Source organism: Pelagerythrobacter marinus, from assembly GCF_034375205.1.
Lineage (GTDB): Bacteria > Pseudomonadota > Alphaproteobacteria > Sphingomonadales > Sphingomonadaceae > Pelagerythrobacter > Pelagerythrobacter marinus.
The window spans coordinates 3,240,323-3,260,332 of the sequence record NZ_CP139719.1; the positions used below are offsets into that span (position 1 = coordinate 3,240,323).

General features: G+C 69.9%; 18 protein-coding genes and 1 pseudogene. 13 read left to right on the top strand and 6 right to left on the bottom strand.

What is annotated here, in order from left to right:
* The first annotated feature begins 59 nt into the window (after positions 1-59).
* A complete protein-coding gene (locus T8T98_RS15845) occupies positions 60-2,522 on the top strand; it encodes a ligase-associated DNA damage response DEXH box helicase (RefSeq protein ID WP_251104502.1) in 2,463 nt (820 codons plus the stop codon).
* A gap of 18 nt (positions 2,523-2,540) precedes the next feature.
* On the opposite strand, the gene T8T98_RS15850 is transcribed toward T8T98_RS15845, so the two are convergent.
* From T8T98_RS15850 to T8T98_RS15870, 5 genes are all read right to left on the bottom strand, one after another.
* Positions 2,541-2,987 carry an ExbD/TolR family protein gene (locus T8T98_RS15850; protein WP_251104501.1) on the bottom strand — a complete coding sequence of 149 codons (447 nt, stop codon included), beginning with the start codon at positions 2,985-2,987 and terminating at the stop codon, positions 2,541-2,543.
* 160 nt (positions 2,988-3,147) lie between these two features.
* Positions 3,148-3,594 carry an ExbD/TolR family protein gene (locus T8T98_RS15855; protein ID WP_160733371.1) on the bottom strand — a complete coding sequence of 149 codons (447 nt, stop codon included), beginning with the start codon at positions 3,592-3,594 and terminating at the stop codon, positions 3,148-3,150.
* Positions 3,595-3,624: 30 nt separating this feature from the next.
* Positions 3,625-4,158, bottom strand: coding sequence for an ExbD/TolR family protein (locus T8T98_RS15860; protein ID WP_202389015.1), 534 nt, complete (start codon positions 4,156-4,158; stop codon positions 3,625-3,627).
* Positions 4,159-4,232: 74 nt separating this feature from the next.
* Positions 4,233-5,027, bottom strand: coding sequence for a MotA/TolQ/ExbB proton channel family protein (locus T8T98_RS15865; protein WP_160733370.1), 795 nt, complete (start codon positions 5,025-5,027; stop codon positions 4,233-4,235).
* A 78-nt stretch (positions 5,028-5,105) separates the two neighbouring features.
* Positions 5,106-5,777, bottom strand: coding sequence for an energy transducer TonB (locus T8T98_RS15870; RefSeq protein ID WP_202389014.1), 672 nt, complete (start codon positions 5,775-5,777; stop codon positions 5,106-5,108).
* 336 nt (positions 5,778-6,113) lie between these two features.
* Between T8T98_RS15870 and T8T98_RS15875 the strand changes: the two genes are divergently transcribed.
* Positions 6,114-6,977 (top strand): hypothetical protein, encoded by an 864-nt coding sequence (locus tag T8T98_RS15875; RefSeq protein WP_251104500.1) that lies wholly within the window; start codon positions 6,114-6,116, stop codon positions 6,975-6,977.
* Positions 6,978-7,066: 89 nt separating this feature from the next.
* On the top strand, positions 7,067-8,377 hold the full coding sequence (locus T8T98_RS15880) for a homoserine dehydrogenase (RefSeq protein ID WP_160733368.1): 1,311 nt from the start codon (positions 7,067-7,069) through the stop codon (positions 8,375-8,377).
* A gap of 4 nt (positions 8,378-8,381) precedes the next feature.
* Here T8T98_RS15880 and T8T98_RS15885 read toward each other — a convergent pair whose 3' ends face one another.
* Positions 8,382-8,918, bottom strand: a complete 537-nt coding sequence (locus T8T98_RS15885; protein WP_251104499.1) for a hypothetical protein — start codon at positions 8,916-8,918, stop codon at positions 8,382-8,384.
* A gap of 56 nt (positions 8,919-8,974) precedes the next feature.
* On the opposite strand from T8T98_RS15885, the gene glpX reads away from it, so the two are divergent.
* The 10 genes and pseudogenes from glpX (at position 8,975) to T8T98_RS15935 (ending at position 19,993) form a co-directional block, all read left to right on the top strand.
* A complete protein-coding gene (gene glpX / locus T8T98_RS15890) occupies positions 8,975-9,958 on the top strand; it encodes a class II fructose-bisphosphatase (RefSeq protein WP_160733366.1) in 984 nt (327 codons plus the stop codon).
* A gap of 133 nt (positions 9,959-10,091) precedes the next feature.
* Positions 10,092-11,027, top strand: coding sequence for a ribose-phosphate pyrophosphokinase (locus tag T8T98_RS15895; protein ID WP_160733365.1), 936 nt, complete (start codon positions 10,092-10,094; stop codon positions 11,025-11,027).
* Between the two features lie 9 nt (positions 11,028-11,036).
* Entirely contained in the window at positions 11,037-11,825 is a 789-nt protein-coding gene (gene hisN, locus T8T98_RS15900; protein ID WP_251104498.1) for a histidinol-phosphatase, read from the top strand.
* A 49-nt stretch (positions 11,826-11,874) separates the two neighbouring features.
* Positions 11,875-13,893: a sulfatase-like hydrolase/transferase gene (locus tag T8T98_RS15905; RefSeq protein WP_322295760.1), complete on the top strand. Its 2,019-nt coding sequence runs from the start codon at positions 11,875-11,877 to the stop codon at positions 13,891-13,893.
* Between the two features lie 161 nt (positions 13,894-14,054).
* Complete coding sequence (gene rpmI, locus T8T98_RS15910; RefSeq protein WP_160733362.1) at positions 14,055-14,258, top strand: 50S ribosomal protein L35; 204 nt, start codon at positions 14,055-14,057, stop codon at positions 14,256-14,258.
* Between the two features lie 29 nt (positions 14,259-14,287).
* Positions 14,288-14,647 carry a 50S ribosomal protein L20 gene (gene rplT, locus T8T98_RS15915; protein ID WP_160733361.1) on the top strand — a complete coding sequence of 120 codons (360 nt, stop codon included), beginning with the start codon at positions 14,288-14,290 and terminating at the stop codon, positions 14,645-14,647.
* Between the two features lie 200 nt (positions 14,648-14,847).
* On the top strand, positions 14,848-15,705 hold the full coding sequence (locus T8T98_RS15920; RefSeq protein WP_251104496.1) for a helix-turn-helix domain-containing protein: 858 nt from the start codon (positions 14,848-14,850) through the stop codon (positions 15,703-15,705).
* Between the two features lie 59 nt (positions 15,706-15,764).
* Positions 15,765-16,865, top strand: a complete 1,101-nt coding sequence (pheS, locus tag T8T98_RS15925; RefSeq protein ID WP_160733359.1) for a phenylalanine--tRNA ligase subunit alpha — start codon at positions 15,765-15,767, stop codon at positions 16,863-16,865.
* Entirely contained in the window at positions 16,862-19,252 is a 2,391-nt protein-coding gene (pheT, locus tag T8T98_RS15930) for a phenylalanine--tRNA ligase subunit beta (RefSeq protein ID WP_251104495.1), read from the top strand. Before pheS ends, pheT begins: the two co-directional genes overlap by 4 nt.
* Positions 19,249-19,993, top strand: a pseudogene (locus T8T98_RS15935) (SDR family NAD(P)-dependent oxidoreductase). Before pheT ends, T8T98_RS15935 begins: the two are co-directional and overlap by 4 nt.
* The last annotated feature ends 17 nt before the right edge of the window (positions 19,994-20,010 follow it).

Sequence of the window (20,010 nt, forward strand, 5' to 3'; positions counted from 1 at the left end):
CTTTCGTGTCGCCGCGATATCTGCTGGAGTGAACGCGATGCGCACCCCCGGCCCGATCGATGCCTGAAGCGGCCGTTCCGCCCGAGGTGGAAAGCTGGTTTTCCGGCCGCGGCTGGCGCGTGCGGCGCCACCAGGCGGAGATGCTGGCAGCGGCCGATGCCGGGCGGCATGCCCTGCTGGTGGCGGACACCGGCGCGGGCAAGACGCTCGCCGGCTTCCTTCCGACGCTGGCCGATTTCTGCCCCTCGCGCCTCGGCGCTGCGCCCGCGCCCGACGGGCTGCACACGCTCTACGTCTCTCCGCTGAAGGCCCTGGCGCACGATGTCCAACGCAATCTCCTCGCCCCGGTGGAGGACATGGGGCTTCCCCTGCGGATCGAAACGCGCAGCGGCGACACGCCCGCCGATCGCAAGCGGCGGCAGCGCGGGCGCCCGCCGCATGTCCTGCTGACGACGCCCGAATCGCTGTCGCTCCTGCTCAGCTATCCCGAAAGCCTGGAGATGTTCGCCGGCCTGCGGCGGGTGGTGATCGACGAAGTCCATGCTTTCGCGACGGGCAAGCGGGGCGACCTGCTGGCGCTCGCGCTCGCGCGCCTCCAGGCGATTGCGCCGCAGATGCAGCGCGCGGCCCTTTCGGCCACCGTCGCCCGGCCCGAGGGCTACCGCGAATGGCTGGCCCCCTGGGGCGAGATCGAGACGGTCAGCCTGGTCGAGGGCGAGCCGGGGGCGCCGGCCGAAGTGGAGATCCTCCTGCCCGAGGAAGAGCGCGTGCCCTGGGGCGGGCACGCCGGGCGCTGGGCGATCCCGCAGCTCTACGACCAGATCCGTCGCAACCGGACCACGCTTGTCTTCACCAACACCCGGTTCCTGGCCGAATTCGTGTTCCAGCTGCTGTGGGACGTGAACGAGGACAAGCTGCCGATCGGCATCCACCACGGATCGTTGGCGAAAGAGGTGCGGCGCAAGGTCGAAGGGGCGATGGCCCGGGGGGAACTGCGCGCGCTGGTGGCCACGGCCAGCCTGGACCTGGGGGTGGACTGGGGCGACATCGACTGCGTCGTCCAGATGGGGGCGCCCAAGGGTTCCAGCCGGCTGCTGCAGCGCATCGGCCGGGCCAACCACCGCCTCGACCAGCCGAGCCGGGCGATCCTGGTCCCGGGCAACCGCTTCGAATTCCTCGAGGCCACCGCGGCGAAGGAGGCCGTGGACGAGGGGCGGCGCGACGGCGACGATTTCCGGCCGGGCGGGCTCGATGTCCTGGCGCAGCACGTCATGGCCTGCGCCTGTGCCGCGCCGTTCGACGAGGCGGCCCTGCTGGCCGAGATCCGCTCCAGCCTCGCCTACGCCTGGGTCGACGAAGCAGTGTGGCAGCGCGTGCTCGGCTTCGTCGAGAACGGCGGCTATGCCCTGCGCGCTTACGACCGGTTCAAGCGGATCGTGCGCGACGCGGCGGGCACCTGGCGCCTGACGCACCCCGAACAGGCGCAGCGACACCGGATGAACGCCGGGATCATCGTCGATTCGGAAATGCTCACCGTCCGGTTCCGCAACGGCCGCCAGCTGGGCAAGGTGGAGGAACGGTTCGCGGCGACCCTTTCGCCCGGCGACACGTTCTTCTTCGCCGGGACGAGCCTGGAGGTCGAGCAGATCAAGGACATGGACGTGATCGTGCGCGCCGCCCGCGCCTCGGCGACGATCCCTTCCTACGGCGGGCAGCGCCTGCCGCTGACGACCCACCTGGCGGACCGGGTGCGGGCCATGCTGGTCGATCGCGCCGGCTGGGCGCGCTTTCCCGACGACGTGCGCGAATGGCTGGAAGTGCAGGACTGGCGCAGCCGCCTGCCCGGACCGGGCGAACTGCTGGTGGAAAGCTTCCCCCACGCGCGCAAGCACTACAGCGTCTATTACACGTTCGAAGGCTGGAACGCGAACCAGAGCCTGGGGATGCTGATCACGCGCCGGATGGAAGATCGCGGGCTGGCGCCCGGCGGCTTCGTCGCGAACGACTATTCGCTGGCGGTCTGGGGCCTGAAACCGGTGGCCGATCCGGCCCCGCTGCTCTCGCCCGACATCCTCGCGCACGAGTTCGTCGAATGGGTCACCGATTCGCACCTGCTGCGCCGCGCCTTCCGCGAGGTCGCGGTGATCGCGGGGCTGGTCGAACGGCAGCATCCCGGCAAGCGCAAGACGGGCAAGCAGGTGACCTTCTCGACCGACCTGATCTACGATGTCCTGCGCAAGTACGAGCCGGAACATGTCCTGCTCGAAGCCGCCTGGGCCGATGCCCGCGCGCGCCTCACCGATGTCGGCCGGCTGGCGGACCTGCTCGAACGCTCGGCCGAACAGCTCGTGCATGTCGAACTCGACCGGGTCAGCCCGCTGGCGGTGCCGGTCATGACGATGATCGGGCGCGAGGCCATGCCGCAGGGCGCGGTGGACGAAGAGCTGCTGCTCGAAGCCGAAACGCTGGCGGCGGAGGCGATGCGGGTCGACCCGGCCGAGGACGAAATCGACCGGGCCTGACCGGTTTCCCGGCTCCGATCAGCGGGCGCCGAATGTCCGGTACTTCGCGTTCCCGACGAAGCCGAACCGCGTGACGCCCGACCGTTCGACCAGCCGCAGCACCCGGGCGGAGGCCCGGTAGCTGGCCGATGCCGCCGGCTCGAACTGGAGCTCCGGCTCCTGCGGGAGATCGCGCGCGGCGACGAGCAGCGCGGCGAGCTGGCTTTCGCCGACGATGCTGCCGTTCCAGGCGAGCCGGTCCGCCCCGTCGATCGTGAGCCGGTTGACCGTGGGATCGACTGCCGGACAGTCGGCGCAGTCGCGCGGCAGGTCCATGTCCACCGAATGGGTGGCGACCGGAATCGTGATGACGAACATGATCAGCAGGACGAGCAGGACGTCGATCAGCGGCGTCGTGTTCATTTCTGCCATCGGGGCGTGATCGGCCCGGGCGCGGTCTGGTACGGCGTGGTCGGGTTGGGGCATGCGTGCTCTCCCTCTCGCAACCCTCCCGCCGGGGGCATCGTAGCACGATTCGCGCCGGATCGCGACACGCGCCGCCGGATGCTGCCGCGAGCACGCCCGATACGAAAAAGGGGGCGGATCGCTCCGCCCCCTTTCGCTGTCCGGTAAGGAACCGTTTCGGTCAGGCGCCGGCCGGCGCGCCGAAGGTCCGGTACTTCTCGTTGCCGACGAAGCCGAACTTGGTGACGCCCGAACCCTTGATGATGTTCAGCACTTTCACCGAGAGGTCGTAGCTGGCGTACTGTTCCGGTTCGAACTGAAGCTCGGGCTCCGGTTCGATCGTCTTGCTGATCTCCAGGTTGCGAACCAGCTCGCCCTGGTCGATCGCGTCGCCGTTCCAGAGGATCTCGCCCGCCTGGGTGATGACGATCTTGTTCTTGATCGGATCGATCTGGTCTTCCGGCGGCGGGTTGGGGTTCGGCGCCGGGAGGTCGATGTCGACCGAGTGGGTCGCCACCGGGATGGTGATGATGAACATGATGAGGAGCACGAGCATGACGTCGATCAGCGGCGTCGTGTTCATTTCCATCATCGGTGAGCCGTCGTCGCGGCCGCCTGACATTGCCATGGTGGGCTACTCCTGTGTCCTTGCGCCCGATCAGCCGTTGGGGTCGACCGGGTTGGAGATGAATCCGACGGTCGGATAGCCGGCCGCCTGCACGTTGTAGATCGTGCCGGCGATGCACTGCCACGGGGCGTTCACGTCGCCGCGGATGTGCACCTGCGGGATCTTGTCCGGATCGTCCATGATCGCATCGGCGCCGCCGGCGCGCTGGACGATCGCGTCGAGCCGTTCGAACGCGCGGTCGTAGAGTTCCTGCGAATCCACGGCGGTCGTGTTGTTGAAGTAAACGCGGCATTCGCCCTCGCGGGCGGCCCCTTCGTAGCCGGGTTCGCCGGCACTGCGTCCCGCGGCGTCGGTCGTGCTGACCGTGAGCTGCAGGTTTTCGACCTTGTCCTTCGATTCGGTCGATTCAAACACCGGGATGCGCAGCTTCTCGATCGTCTGGATCGCGACCGGAACCGCGATCAGGAAGATGATGAGGAGCACCAGCATCACGTCCACCAGCGGCGTGGTGTTGATGTCCGACATCGGCGTTTCCTGGCCGCCGCCTCCCATCGAAATCGCCATGGCTATATCCTATCCAACTATTCCGTTTGCCTGGGTCGCCGGGCCGGAACGTTCCGGCCCGGCGGCTAGGCTTTTCAGCGCTTCGGCGCGGCGGTGGTGGCCGGCTTGCTGGCCGGGGCAGTGGCCGCGGCCTTGCCCGACTGCTGGGTCGAGGTCTTGGTCATCACGGCCGGCTTCACCGCACCCTTCGAATTGATGTTCGCGAGGATGTCGGTCGAGAAGCCCGAGAGCAGCTCGGCGATGCGCTTGTTGCGGCTCTGCAGCCAGTTGTAGGCCAGCACGGCCGGGACGGCGACGAGCAGACCGATGGCGGTCATGATCAGGGCTTCACCGACCGGGCCGGCGACCTTGTCGATCGAGGCCGAGCCCGCGATGCCGATGTTGATCAGCGCGCGGTAGATGCCGATGACGGTCCCGAGCAGACCGACGAACGGCGCGGTCGCACCGACGGTCGCGAGGAACGGCAGGCCGCCGGCGAGCTTGGCGTTGATGGTCGCTTCCGAACGGGCGAGCGAGCCGTGCAGCCAGTCGTGCGCCTCGAGGCTGTCGGTCATCTTCGTGTGGGCTTCCTCGGCGGCGAGGCCGTCGTCGACCAGCTGGCGCCAGGCGCTGTTCTTGTCGAGCTTGGTCGCGCCTTCGCGCAGCGAGCCGGCTTTCCAGAACTGCGTGCGCACGTTCTTGTACTGGTTGAAGATCTTCTGCTGTTCGAGAAGCTTGGTGATCAGGATGTAGAACGAGCCGACCGACATGATCACGAGCACGCCGAAGATCGACCAGGCGATCAGGCCGCCCTGGTTCATGGCTTCCCAGAAGCCGAAGGAGTTCTGCGGAGCAGCTTCACCCGCCGCGGCAAGAAGTTCGATAAGCATTGCGAAAGTCCTCTCAGAAAGAAGCGAATTGGGAAGGAGTTACCGTGTCGCGCGCCCGGCGCGCGACACGGGATATCGTTAGTCCGGTATCTGCCAGCGGACGGTGCTCGAGTACGAGCCGGCCACTTCGTCGCCGTTGCCGTCGGTCGCCGGGCGGAAGCGGGCACGCCGTTCGATCAGGCGGCATGTCGCGTCCTTCAGCTCCTGCGGCGCGGTGCCTCCGGTAACCGAGCAGGATTCGACCCGGCCATTGGTGCCCACGCGAACGGTGAACGAGGCCGTGCCGCTGTACTCGCGGTTGATCCAGCTGCTGCGATAGTCGGAGTTCGTCACCCAGCTGCCCGGGTTGTTCCGCGGCTCCGCGGCCTTCGGCTGCACCCGCGGCGGGGGCGGCGGGGGCGGCGGTGCGGGCGGGGCCGGCGGCGGCACGCGCAGGACCGGCGGTGCAGGCGGCGGAATCGTCGGCTGCGTGCGGATCGGCGGCGGAGCCGGCGCGATGCTGATTGGCGGCGGAGGAGCCACAGGCGGCGGCGGGGCCGTATCGGGCTCGGGCGGTGGGGGCGGTTCGTCTTCCGGTTCGGGGGGCGGCGGTTCGTCGATATCGACCGTCGTCACACGCTCGACCACCTGGGTCACCGCCTCGTAGGCGAGACCGGTAATCAGCGCATACCCGACCAGAACATGGATGATCGCCACAATAATCAGGGCGACAATCCGGTTCCCGCTCATCTGTTGGTCAGCGTAGGCCATTCAGTCGCGTCACTCCATCGTCTCACGCCGGGGCAGACCCGGCGACTCTCCTCACGACAAGCAAATCCCTTGCCAGAGGGCAATCCCAATTGTCCACCCTGCCGGCGCTACGGCGACGCGTAGGCCAAATCGGACCCAGCGCCGCTTGGCCAGCATGGGCCCGCCCAAGGCGTTTTATCGTGTCATTACCTCGGGCTGGCGCGACCATTAGCTGCGATACCCGGAGCGCGCAAACGCTTTTCCGGTTAACCCCGGATTCACGCCGGCAAGTCTTGGAACGTCCGAGGCACGAATCGGTTCACGAAGTTGCGATCCGATGTCACGATTGGATTAGAAATGACCCATACCCGATCCCCGAAGACGTTCACCCTCGCGCTGGCAGCCGGGCTTTCCCTTGCCGGCGCGCCTGCCCCGGCAGGCGCCGCGGCGCAGCCGGCCGCGGTTCCCGCTAAAGGCGGCGGGCCGACTTACGCCGACCTCGCCGACCTGGCCGACCCGGCCGACCTGGTGATCCGCGCCGAGGTCCGCCGCCAGGCGCTCCTCAAGCCGGAACGCGCGCCGAACGTGCGACCGGGTTACGGGCGCCTCTATGTCGAGGCGCGCACGACCGCGCTGATCGCGGGCAATGCGCCGATCGGCGAATCGATCCGCTACCTCGTCGATGTCCCGCTCGATGAAGACGGCGATCCGCCCCGGCTGAAGCGGGAGGAGGTGATCCTCTTCGCCCGCCCCGGGGGCCGCCCGGGCGAGATCCAGCTGGTCGCCCCCGGCGCGCAGCTGCTGTGGAGCGAGCCGCTCGAGGCCCGCCTGCGCCCGATCCTGGCCGAGCTCTCGGCGCCCGACGCCCCGCCCTCGGTCACCGGGGTGCGCGATGTCCTGTCGATGCCGGGCAACCTCGCCGGCGAATCGGAAACGCAGATGTTCCTCAACACCAATGGCCAGGGGCCGGTCTCGATCACCGTCGTGCGCCGCCCCAACATGGCGCCGGTGTGGGGCGTTTCCTGGACCGAGATCGTCGACCAGGCCGCCCGCCCGCCGGCGCGCGACACGCTCGCCTGGTATCGCATCGCCTGCTTCCTCCCGCGCGAGCTGCCGGCCGAGGCGAACATCGCGCAGGACGCGCGATCGCGCGCGCAGGCGGCGGAAGATTTCGCCTTCGTCCGGCAGAGCATTGGCGCCTGCCCCCGCAACCGCAACTAGCGCCGCCCCAAGCGAATCTGGCTCCCAAGCGGCGCCGCGGCGGGCTAGGGGCGCGGGCATGAAACCTGCCAAACGCACCCCCCGCTCCGATGGCTGAGCCGCTGCGAATCGCCCTAGCCGGGCTCGGCACCGTCGGGGCGGGCGTCATTCGCCTGCTCGATACCAACGCCGCCCTGCTGCGCGCCCGCGCCGGGCGCGAACTGCAGGTCGTCGCCGTCAGCGCGCGCGACCGCGACAAGGATCGCGGCGTCGACCTGGCGCGGTTCGACTGGCACGACGACATGACCGAAATGGCCGCGCGCGACGACGTCGATGTCGTGGTCGAACTCGTCGGCGGTGCGGACGGCCCCGCGCTCACCCTGGCGCGCGGCGCGCTGGGGGCGGGCAAGGCGCTGGTCACGGCCAACAAGGCGATGATCGCCCATCACGGCCAGGCCCTTGCCGAGACGGCGGAGAATGCCGGGCTCGCGCTGAAGTTCGAAGCCGCTGTGGCCGGCGGTATCCCGGTCGTGAAGGCGCTGCGCGAAGGCGCGGCGGCCAACGCGATCGAGCGCATCTACGGCATTCTCAACGGCACCTCGAACTACATCCTCTCGACGATGGAAGCGAGCGGGGCGGACTTCGGCGAAACCCTCGCCGAGGCGCAGCGCCAGGGCTATGCCGAGGCCGATCCGGCCTTCGACATCGAGGGGACCGACGCCGCGCACAAGCTGGCGATCCTGGCCGCCATCGGCTTCGGCGCACGGGTCGACTTCGCCGGCGTCTCGTGCGAGGGGATCGCCGCGATCCGGGCGGAGGACATCGCCCGCGCCGACACGCTCGGCTACGTCGTGCGGCTGATCGGGATGGCCGACCTGGAGGGCGGCGAAGACGGCGCACCGGCCCTGTTGCAGCGGGTGAAGCCGTGCCTCGTGCCCAAGGGCCACCCGCTGGCCCACGTGACCGGCCCGACCAACGCGGTCGTGGCGGAAGGCAATTTTTCCGGCCGCCTGCTGTTCCAGGGCGCCGGCGCCGGGGCCGGGCCCACCGCGAGCGCGGTCGTGGCCGACCTGATCGACATCGCGCGTGGGGAGATCGGGGCGCCGTTTTCGATCCCCTCGGCCCAGATGACGCCGATGGCCCGGGCCGAGGCCGGGCACCGCACGGGGCGGACCTACTTGCGCTTTACCGTCGCCGACCGGCCGGGCGTCCTCGCCGAGATGACCGCCGCGATGCGCGATGCGGGCGTTTCGATCGAGAGCCTGATCCAGCAGGGGCGGCAGGAAGAAGGCGGCGAAGTCCTGGTCGCGATGGTCGCGCACGAGGGGCCGCAGCGCAATGTCGAGCGCGCGCTCGAGCTCCTGCGCGGTTCGGACAGCCTGACCGCCCCGCCGCTGTCGATGCAGATCCTCGAAGGCTGAGCGGTCAGTCCGGCCTCGCCGGCGGCGCGTCGTCGGCGGTTTCGCCTTCCCCCGGCGGCGCGGGCGTGAATTCCCCGTCGTAACCGCGCGGTGCCAGTCCGCGCGCGGCGCGATCGGCATCGGAGCCGGGCGGGGTCTCGGGCAGTTCGTCGAAATCGACCATGAGCGCCGGCGGCGGGGGGCAGGGCGGGATCACGCAGAGCCCGGAGACCGTCGCCGGCCCCTGGAAGATACCCGGCCCGGAGACGTCGGGCGCGGGCGGGTTGCCCTTGTTCATCGTCGCCGCGGCATATTCGTCCTCGGCCTCCTCGTCCGACCGGATGCGGAACTGCGACTGTTCCTCCAGCCGCGCGCAGACGACGATCTCGTTGCCTTCGGGCTGCTCGCAATCGGGCTGCGGGGGCGAAGGCGGCGGCGGCCCGTAAATCTCGCGGACCGCCTCGAACGCCTCGTCGAGTTGGTCGGGCTCCGCCTCCTGGGCGGCCAGCGGTGCCGCCCCCGCGACGAGGGCCAGCGCGAAAGACAGCTGTATTCTCGACATTCCCGCTCCCGCTGGCTAAGCGCCCTGCCAAGCACTCCCGGGGGACTGAATCCAGCATGAACACCGAAAATCCTGCCACCGGCTCGCAGCTCGATCGCGTCCTCGTGCTCGAACTGGTCCGCGTGACCGAGGCGGCCGCCGTCGCGGCCAGCAAGCTGATCGGCCGCGGCGACGAGAAGGCCGCCGATGCGGCCGCGGTGGAGGCCATGCGCAAGGCCTTCGACCAGCTCTATATCGACGGCACGGTCGTGATCGGCGAGGGGGAGCGCGACGAGGCGCCGATGCTCTACATCGGCGAGAAAGTCGGCGGCGCGCCGGGCAAGGGCCCGCGAATCGATATCGCGCTCGACCCGCTCGAGGGGACGACCATCACCGCCAAGGCCGGCCCCAACGCGCTGGCCGTTCTCGCCGCGGCGGAGGAAGGGTGCCTGCTCAACGCGCCCGATACCTACATGGACAAGCTGGCGGTCGGCCCCGGCTATCCCGAGGGGATCATCGACCTCGCCCGCAGCCCGAGCGACAACGTGCGCGCCGTGGCCGAGGCGAAGGGCGTCGAGCCGGGCGACATCATCGTCTGCGTGCTCGACCGGCCGCGCCACGCGGACCTGATCGCGGAGCTTCGCTCGCTCGGCTGCGGCGTGGTCCTGATCGGCGACGGCGACGTGGCCGGGGTGATCGCGACGACCGATCCGGAAACCACGATCGACATGTACATGGGGCAGGGCGGCGCGCCCGAAGGCGTCCTCGCCGCCGCCGCGCTGCGTTGCGTCGGGGGGCAGTTCAACGGCCGCCTGGTCTTCCGCAACGAGGACGAGAAGGCGCGCGCGCGCAAGTGGGGGATCGAGGATCTCGACCGGATCTACAAGCTGGAAGACCTGGCGAGGGGCGATTGCATCTTCGCCGCGACCGGCGTCACCTCGGGTTCGCTGCTCGACGGGGTCAAGCGGCTGCGCGGCGGCACGATGACGACCGAAAGCGTGGTCATGCGCGCCAGCAGCGGCACGGTGCGCTGGATCCGGGGCGAACATCGCCTGGGCTGACCTGCCCGGCCTGCCCGGGGATTTCTGCCCGCCGGTGCCCGCCTGCCGGGCCCCGCCTGTTGCAATCGCGTGACGCCGGGCTAAGCGGGGCGGAGCCGATTCCCGCCTCAGCAACCGAAGGGCACCCCTTTCCATGAAGATCATGTCCGGCAATTCGAACCTGCCGCTCGCACGCGCGATCGCGGCCTATCTCGAACTGCCGCTGACCGATGCCAGCGTGCGCCGATTCGCCGACGAGGAAGTCTTCGTCGAAATCCACGAGAACGTGCGCGGCGAAGACGTTTTCCTGATCCAGCCGACCAGCTTCCCGGCCAACGACAACCTGATGGAACTGCTGATCTGCATCGACGCGCTCAAGCGCGCATCGGCCAAGCGGATCACCGCCGTCGTGCCCTATTTCGGCTATGCCCGGCAGGACCGGAAGCCGGGGCCGCGCACGCCGATCTCGGCCAAGCTGGTCGCCAACCTGATCACCCAGGCCGGGGCGGACCGCGTGCTCGCGGTCGATCTCCACGCCGGGCAGATCCAGGGCTTCTTCGATATCCCCACCGACAACCTCTATGCGGCGCCGGTGATGGCGGCCGATATCCAGGCCCGCTACGGCGACCGGGACCTGATGGTCGTTTCCCCCGACGTGGGCGGCGTCGTGCGCGCCCGCGCGCTCGCCAAGCGGCTCGACAACGCGCCGCTGGCGATCGTCGACAAGCGCCGCGATCGCCCGGGCGAGAGCGAGGTCATGAACATCATCGGCCAGGTCAAGGGGCGGCACTGCATCCTGATCGACGACATCGTCGATTCGGGCGGGACGCTGTGCAACGCGGCGCAGGCGCTGCTGGACCAGGGCGCCAGTTCGGTCGCGGCCTATATCACCCACGGCGTGCTGTCGGGTGGGGCGGTCGCGCGGGTCGACGGTTCGATGCTGACCGAACTGGTCATCACCGACAGCATCCGCCCGACCGATGCCGCGCAGGACAGCGAGAAGATCCGCATCCTCACCATCGCGCCGCTGATCGGCGAGGCGGTGCGCCGGATCGCCGACGAAAGCTCCGTCTCCAGCCTGTTCGACTGAGCGGCCGCGATGCCGAGTGCTGCCGACCTTGCCCTTGCCAACCGGCTGGCGGACGCTGCCGGCGAGGCGATCCGCCCGCTGTTCCGCGGCGACTGGGCGGAAGAGCGCAAGTCCGATGCGACATTCGTGACCGAGGCCGATCGCGCGGCCGAGGCGGCCATGCGCGCGATCATCGAAAGCGAGCGGCCTGACGACGGGATCATCGGGGAAGAATACGGCAACCGGAACCCCGGCGCGGGGCGCCAGTGGGTGCTCGACCCGATCGACGGCACGACCAGCTTCATCGCCGGGCGGCCGATCTTCGGCACGCTGATCGCGCTGATGGAAGGCGGCTGGCCGGTCATCGGCCTGATCGACCAGCCGATCCTGCGCGAACGCTGGGCGGCTCTGGTCGGCGCGGGGACGACCTTCAACGGGCAGCCCGCGCGCACCGCGCCCTGTCCGGACCTGTCCAATGCCGTGCTGGGAACGACCAGTCCGCATTGTTTCTCCGGCGAGCAGGTCGATGGCTTCATGGGCCTGGCGGGCAAGGTGGCCGAGCGCAAGATCGTCTATGGCGGCGATTGCTACAGTTACGGCCTGGTCGCATCCGGGCACATGGACATCGTGTGCGAGGCCGGCCTCAAGCTCCACGATTTCGCCGCGCTCATCCCGGTGGTCGAGGGGGCCGGGGGCACGATGTGCGACTGGCAGGGCGAACCGCTCAATGCCGATTCGGGGGGCGAGGTGATCGCGCTGGGCGACCCCGCCCGGCTCGAAGACGTGATCGAGGCCATGGCCGGGCACGATCACGGTTAGCACAATGATAACCCTGCCGCGCTAGGTCGCTGCCAGTCCGGAGGGCGGGATGGCGATGGCAACGGCGGCGGAACGGCACGGGATCGATGGCACGCTTGCGCGCGCGAAAATGCGCGGGCTGCCCGTGCGCCTGCTCGCCTGGATGCCGCTCGCGGTCATGGTGGTGGTTTCGGCGATCGAGCTGGCGCTGGCCGATCGCAAGTATGGCCTGTTCAGCGGCGGTTTCGGGCAATCGCGCGCGGTCGATACCCCGGCCGAGCTGTTCCAGTTCGCCGTGGGCTACGCGCTCGCCCAAGCGCTCGTGGCCATGGCCGGCTGGCTCCTCGCGCTGCGCCTCGCGCGCGGGCGGCCGGGCTGGGCGGCGGCCTATGTCTTCGCGCTCGTCAACGGCGCGGGGTTCTGCCTCCTGCTCGCGGCGCAGTACCAGCTTCATTCCTATTTCAGCGACACGGTGAACTTCTCCCTCCTCAGCAAGCTCGGCGGGGGCAGCCTGGCCGACGCCCTGCTGTTCGCGGCGAGCGAGATCGGGATCGCGCTGGCCGGGCTGGCCGCGCTGGGCCTGGCGGCGTGGATCGTCTGGCGCATCGCCCTGCGGGCCCTGCCGGCCGGCGTGGCGCCGCCGCAGCGGCCGCGCGCGGTCACGCTGGTCGCGCTCGCCTGCGCCTTCCTGGTGGCCGCGCAGGCCATCTTCGCGATCCGGTCCGACGCGGCCTTCGGGCTCGGGCGCACGCTCGCCTGGTCGGGCCTGGCCGCCGCGCTGGACGGGGCGACCGATTTCGACAGCGACGGCTACGGCCTGTTCGCGGTCCAGCGCGACGGGGCGCCTTTCGATGCCGCGCGCCATCCGCTCGCGCTCGACATTCCGGGCAACGGGATCGACGAGGACGGCTACGGCGGCGACCTCGCGCTCGTCCCCCTCGCCGCGCCGCTCGGCCCGCAAGCGTTCGCCGGGGACCGGCCCCATGTCGTCGTCGTCGTCATGGAATCGATGCGCGGCGACGTGCTGGGCAAGCGGGTCGACGGCAAGCCCGCTGCGCCCAACCTCGAGGCGCTGGCCGCCGCCGGCAGCGTGGCACAGCCCGCATACAGCCACGTCGGCTTCACCACCGAGAGCCTGAAATCGATGTTCACCGGGCAGCTCGTGCCGCCGCCCGGCGCGCCGTCGCTGTTCCGCGACCTCAAGGCCAGCGGCTATCGCATCGGCGTGTTCTCCGGCCAGCCGGAGGATTTCGGCGACATCTCCGAAACGGTGGGCATGCGCGAGGCCACCGATGTCTATGTCGATGCCGAGGATCTGCGGGAAAAGCGCGCGTTCGATTTCGCGGCCAAGGGCAGCCTGCTGGTCGACGAAAGCCACCTGCTCGCGGCGTTCGACCGGACCCTGGGGGCGCAGGACTGGGACGCCGCGCCGCATTTCGTCTATTTCAATTTCCAGACCGCGCATTTCCCCTATCACCACGGTGACGTGGCCCCGCGCCTGGTCGAAGAACCGATCGCGCGCGGTGCCATCGGGGCCGACCGGGCGGCCGATGTCCAGGCGACGTACTGGAACGCGGTCGCCCATGCCGACGCGTGGCTGGGCGAAGTGATCGCGCGGCTGAAGGCGAAGGGAGCGTGGGAGGACACGATCCTGATCGTGACCGGCGACCACGGGGAAGACCTGTTCGAGGATGGATTCCTCGGCCACGGCCACGTGATCAACCACCGCCAGTTCGGCACGGTCGCGGTCGCCAACCGGCCGGGCGTTCTGCCGCGCGGCCCGATCGGCCTGGCGGACTATCGCGCGATCCTGGCCGCGGCGATCCGCGGCGAGGCGCCGCCGGCGCCGGTGGCCGCGCCTTTCCTCCACATCGGGCCGCTGTCGGCGCCGACCGCGATTGGGCTGGCCGGCGAAGGCGACGAACTGACCAGCCTGCGGGTCGACACCGGCGAGGCGTGCCTCGTCGAACGGGGGGAATGCGCCCCGCACGACGGCCTGCGCCCGGCCGCGCGGGCCCGCGTCGATGCACTGATCGCGCGCTGGGGATCGGAACGCTGGCGCAGCCATCGCGCGCAGGCCGCGGACTGAGAGCGCGCGCGGCTCTGCCGCCCCCCTCCGCGCGCGAATCGCTTGCCTTCCGGCGCGATTGCCACTAATGGCGCGCGCTTCACCGACACGCAGATATCTGCCGGTCTGGCCGAAAGGGCTGCCAGGGCTGGCTGGACGTGTTTCTGAAACAGGAGACGAAAATGCCCAAGCTGAAGACCAAGAGCGGCGTGAAGAAGCGCTTCAAGCTCACCGCCACCGGCAAGGTCAAGCATGGTGTCGCGGGCAAGCGCCACCGCCTGATCAGCCACAATGCCAAGTACATCCGCCAGAACCGCGGCACCACCGTCCTGTCCGAAGCGGACACCAAGACGGTGAAGAAGTGGGCGCCCTACGGCCTCGACTGAGCCCGTTCGACTTTCAGGAGTACTAGCACATGCCTCGCATCAAACGCGGCGTCACCACGCGCCAGAAGCACAAGCGGATCCTCGACCAGGCCAAGGGCTATCGCGGCCGCCGCAAGAACACGATCCGTATCGCCCGCCAGGCGGTCGAGAAGGCCGGGCAATACGCCTACCGCGACCGCAAGGTTAAGAAGCGGAATTTCCGCGCCCTGTGGATCCAGCGCATCAATGCCGCCGTCCGCGCCGAGGGCCTGACCTATTCGCAGTTCATGCACGGCGCCAAGCTCGCCGGCATCGAGCTGGATCGCAAGGTCATGGCCGACCTCGCGATGAACGAAGGCGGCGCGTTCAAGGCGATCATCGCGCAGGCCAAGAAGGCGCTGCCCGCCTGAGCCGCGCGAACCTGCACGACAGGGCCTGAAGGGGCGCGGGAAGCACGACGCTTTCCGCGCCCTTTTCCTGTCCGCTCCGCGTCCGCTGCCCTCCGCCCGCGATCCGCCTTTGCCAAGGCGGCCCGGCTGGGGTATCCTCGCGCGCGGGGGAAATCACACGGGACATTTTCGTCGTGGCTTCGGCGCAATGCGAGATTGCGGTGCGGTTCCACGCACCGCCGGCCGACCTGGCACGGTTCTTCACGACGTTCTATCGCGTCGAGATCGTCGTGCCCGAGGGCGCGCGCGTGGCCGATGCGCTGCAGCCGGAATGGGCCAACCTGCGGTTCTTCGCCGGCGATTTCCCGGTCAGCCGGTCGGTCGCGGGCGACCGGGTCGCCGGGGCCGATTTCGTCGCCACCGGGCCGAGCAGCGGGCCGCTGGACTTCACCGTCGGGACGACGCGGCTCTGGGGCATCGGCCTGCTGCCGCTGGGCTGGGCGACGTTCGTCGGCGAGCCGGCGCACCGGGCGGCCAACCGCGTGTTCGACGGGCGCCAGGCCCCGCCTTTCGCCGCGTTCGTTCCGCTGGCCGACGATCTCGCGGCGGACCCCGGGCGGGAAGCGGCGGAATATGCGCGGCTGGTGCAGTTCTTCCGCCACGAGGCGCACCGCCACGGCGATGAGGACCCGCGCATTGCCGCGATCCACGCGATGCTCCTGGAAGAGGACGTCGGCGATGTCGCCGACATGGCTGAGCGGGCCGGGCTGACGACCCGCACGCTCGAGCGGCTGGCCCGGCGCGCCTTCGGCTTTCCGCCCAAGCTCCTGCTGCGGCGGCAACGCTTCATGCGCAGCCTCGCCAACTACATGCTCGACCCGCAGGCGGGCTGGAGCGGTTCGATCGATCGCGGGTACTACGACCAGTCGCACTTCGTGCGCGACTGCCACCGCTTCCTGGGCATGGCGCCGAGCGAATATGCCGCGATGGGCCACCCGGTGATGGCCAGTTTCGTGCGCGAACGGCACCGGCTTTACGGCAGTGCGGTGCAGACGCTCGACCGGCCATCCGCCGCCTGAGGGGCGGCGCGCCACATGCGCTTTGCCTCGCCGGCGATTTGCGCTAGCGGGCCGGTGCCATGAACGAACTGCAGACCCGCAAGGAGCAAGCGCTCGCCGCGATCGACGCCGCCGACACCGCCGACGCGGTCGAGGCCCTGCGCGTCGAGGCGCTGGGCAAGCAGGGCTGGATCAGCCAGCTGCTCAAGACGCTGGGCGCGATGACGCCCGAGGAACGGCAGGAACGCGCGCCCGCGATCCAGGCGGCGCGCGGCGAAGTCGCCGATGCCATTGCCGCGCGCAAGCAGGCGCTCGAGGCCGCCGCGCTCGAACGGCGGCTGGCGTCCGAGACGCTCGACCTGACGCTGCCCGCACCGGACACGCCGGCCGGCTCGGTCCACCCGGTCAGCCAGGTGATGGACGAACTGGCGGAGATTTTCGCCGATCTCGGCTTCTCGGTCGCCACCGGGCCGGAGATCGAGGACGACTGGCACAATTTCACCGCGCTCAACATGGCCGAAACCCACCCGGCGCGCGCGATGCACGACACGTTCTATTTCCCCGACCGCGATGCCGCGGGCAACCGCATGCTGCTGCGCACCCATACCTCGCCGGTCCAGATCCGCTCGATGAAGGAAGAAGGCGCGCCGATCCGCATCATCGCACCGGGCCGGGTCTATCGCAGCGACAGCGACGCGACCCACACCCCGATGTTCCACCAGATCGAAGGGCTGGTGATCGACCGCGACATCCACCTCGGCCACCTCAAGTGGACGCTGGAGACTTTCCTCAAGGCCTTCTTCGAACGCGACGACATCGTCCTGCGCCTGCGCCCGAGCTATTTCCCCTTCACCGAACCTTCGGTGGAGGTCGACGTCGGGTGGCAGGACGTGAAGGGCCGCCGCGTGCTGGGCGGTGACGGCGATGCCCCGGGCCATGGCTGGATGGAACTGCTGGGCAGCGGCATGGTCAATGCCCGGGTGATCGAATTCGCCGGGCTCGACCCGGCCGAATGGCAGGGCTTCGCCTTCGGCGTCGGGGTCGATCGCCTCGCGATGCTCAAATACGGGATGGACGACTTGCGCGCCTTCTTCGATGGCGACCGGCGCTGGCTGGCGCACTACGGCTTCTCGCCGTTCGATCAGCCGACCCTGTCCGGCGGCGTGGGGGCACGGGCATGAAGTTCTCTCTCGAATGGCTGCACGATTTCCTCGAAACCGATGCCTCGGTGGCGCAGGTCGCCGCCGCGCTGAACGCGATCGGGCACGAGGTCGAAGGGATCGAGGACCCGGCCGAAACGCTCGCCGGCTTTCGCGTCGCCGAAGTGCTCGAGGCCGCGCCCCACCCGGATGCGGACAAGCTCCAGGTCCTGTCCGTCTCGACCGGCGAGGGCGAGCCGATGCAGATCGTGTGCGGGGCGCCCAATGCGCGCGCCGGCATGAAGGGCGTGCTCGGCCTGCCGGGGGCAATCGTGCCCGCCAACGGGATGCGGCTGCGCAAGAGCGCGATCCGCGGCATCGAATCGAACGGGATGATGTGTTCGGTGCGCGAGCTGGAGCTGGGCGACGAGCACGGCGGCATCATCGAGCTGCCCGAAGATGCCCCGGTCGGGGCCGATTTCGCCGCCTATCACGGCGCGAGCCCGGTGCTCGACGTGGCGATCACGCCCAACCGGCCCGATTGCATGGGCGTGATGGGGATCGCCCGCGACCTGGCCGCGGCGGGGATCGGCACGTTCCGCCTGCCGGCCCTCGCGCCGGTGACGGGCGAGGGCGCGTGCCCGGTCGAGGTCCGGATCGAGGATGCCGATGGCTGCCCGGCCTGGTATGGCCGGGTGATCCGGGGCGTCGCCAACGGCGCATCGCCCGAATGGATGCAGCGCCGCCTGCTTTCCGCAGGCCAGCGGCCGATCAGCGCGATCGTCGATGCGACCAATTACCTGATGTTCGCCTATGGCCGGCCGGCCCATGCCTACGATCTGGCCAAGCTGGCCGGACCGCTCGTCGCCCGTCGCGCGCGCGACGGGGAAAAGGTCCTGGCCCTGAACGAGAAGACTTATACCCTCGATCCCACGATGACCGTGATCGCCGACGATGCCGGCGTGCACGACATTGCCGGGATCATGGGCGGGGAACATTCGGGCGTCACGGCCGAGACGCGCGACATCGTGCTCGAGATCGCCTATTTCGATCCCGAGCATATCGGCGTTACCGGCCGCAAGCTCGGCCTTGCCAGCGATGCGCGGACGCGGTTCGAACGCGGGGTCGATCCGGCGTTCCTCGACGAGGGGCTGGCGCTCCTCACCGCGCTCATCGTCGAGACTTGCGGCGGCACGGCGAGCGAGGTCGTGCGCGCCGGCTCACCGCCCGACACGGCCCGCACGGTCGCGTTCGACCCCGGCCTCACCCGGCGCCTGGGCGGGGTCGAGATCGCGGCGGACGAACAGCGGCGCATCCTCGGTGCACTCGATTTCGCGGCCGGCGACGACTGGCAGGTCGCCTGTCCCGCCCGCCGGCACGACATCGAGGGGCCGGCCGACCTGGTCGAGGAAGTCGTGCGGATCCACGGCCTCGACAAGATCGAAAGCATGCCCCTGCCGCGCGCGGAAGGCGTCGCGCGGCCCACGGCGACCCCGCTCCAGCAGCTCGAGCGCAAGGTTCGCCGCAGCGCGGCCGCGCGCGGGCTGAACGAAGCGGTCACCTGGTCATTCCTGCCCATGGCCGAAGCCGGCCATTTCGCCGACGGGCATGACCTGTGGGTGCTGGAAAACCCGATCAGCGAGGACATGAAGGCCATGCGCCCCTCGCTCCTGCCCGGGCTGCTGGCGGCGGCCCGGCGCAATGCCGATCGCGGCGCTGCCGGCAGTCGCCTGTTCGAGATCGGCCGCCGCTATTTCCGCGGGCCGGACGGTGCCAGCGACGAGAAGCCGACGCTCGGCCTCGTCCTCGCGGGCGAGAAGCGGGCCCGCGGCTGGGCCGGCGGCAAGGCGCAAGGCTTCGACGCCTACGACGCCAAGGCCGAGGCGCTGGCCCTTCTCGAGGCAGCGGGCGCGCCCGTCGGCAACCTGATGGTGATGGGCGAGGCGGGGCCGCAGTTCCATCCCGGCCAGTCGGCCACGCTGCGGCTCGGGCCGAAGAACGTGCTCGCGCGCTTCGGCACGCTCCACCCGAACACGCTGAAGGCGTTCGACATCGACGGGCCGGTCGTCGCGGCGGAGCTGTTCCTCGATGCCATTCCGGCGCGCAAGTCGGCCGCCGGGTTCGCCCGGCCCGCCTATGCCCCGCCCGCGCTGCAGGCGGTCATGCGCGATTTCGCCTTCCTCGTCCCGGCCGAGCTGGCCGCGGGCGACCTGGTGCGCGCGGTTCGCGGGGCGGACAAGGCGGCGATCGTGGACGCGCGCGTGTTCGACGTCTTCACCGGCCAGGGGGTCGAACCCGGGCACAAGTCGGTGGCGGTCGAAGTCGTCCTGCAGCCGGGCGAGAAAAGCTTCACCGACGCCGAGATCAAGGCCATTTCGGACAAGGTCGTCGCGGCGGCCGGCAAGCTGGGAGCGGAGCTGAGAGCATGAGCGGAACGGCACTGGTAACCGGCGCGACCGCCGGCATCGGGGAAGCCTGTGTGCGCCGGCTGGTCGCCGCCGGCTGGCGCTGCATCGCGACCGGGCGGCGCGCCGAGCGGTTGGAGGCGCTGGTGGCCGATCTCGGCGCGGACAAGGTCCATGCCGCGGTGTTCGACGTGCGCGACGAGGCCGCGCGCGACGCCGCGCTCGGCGACCTGCCCGGGGATTTTGCCGGAATCGACCTGCAACGCCGGGCTGGCCCTGGGCACCGCGCCGGCGCAGGAGGCGCGCCTCGACGACTGGAAGACGATGATCGAGACCAACGTGACCGCGCTGGTTTCGCTGACGCACAAGCTGCTTCCCGCGCTGGTCGAGCGGCGGGGCGCGGTGATCAACATCGCCTCGGTCGCGGCGACGTATCCCTATGTCGGCGGCAACGTCTATGGCGGCACCAAGGCCTTCGTGCGCCAGTTCACGCTCGGCCTGCGCAGCGACCTGCACGGCACCGGCGTGCGGGTGACCTCGATCGAGCCGGGCATGGTCGAAACCGAGTTCACCCTGGTGCGGACCGGCGGCAACAGGGACGCGCACGATCGCCTTTACGGCGGGGCCGAGCCGATGACGGCCGACGACATCGCCGAAACGGTCTGCTGGGTGGCGGCGCGGCCGCCGCATCTCAACATCAACGCGCTGGAGCTGATGCCCGTCAGCCAGAGCTACGCCGGGTTCCAGGTCGCGCGCGGGGACTGACGCGTGGAGACCGGGCG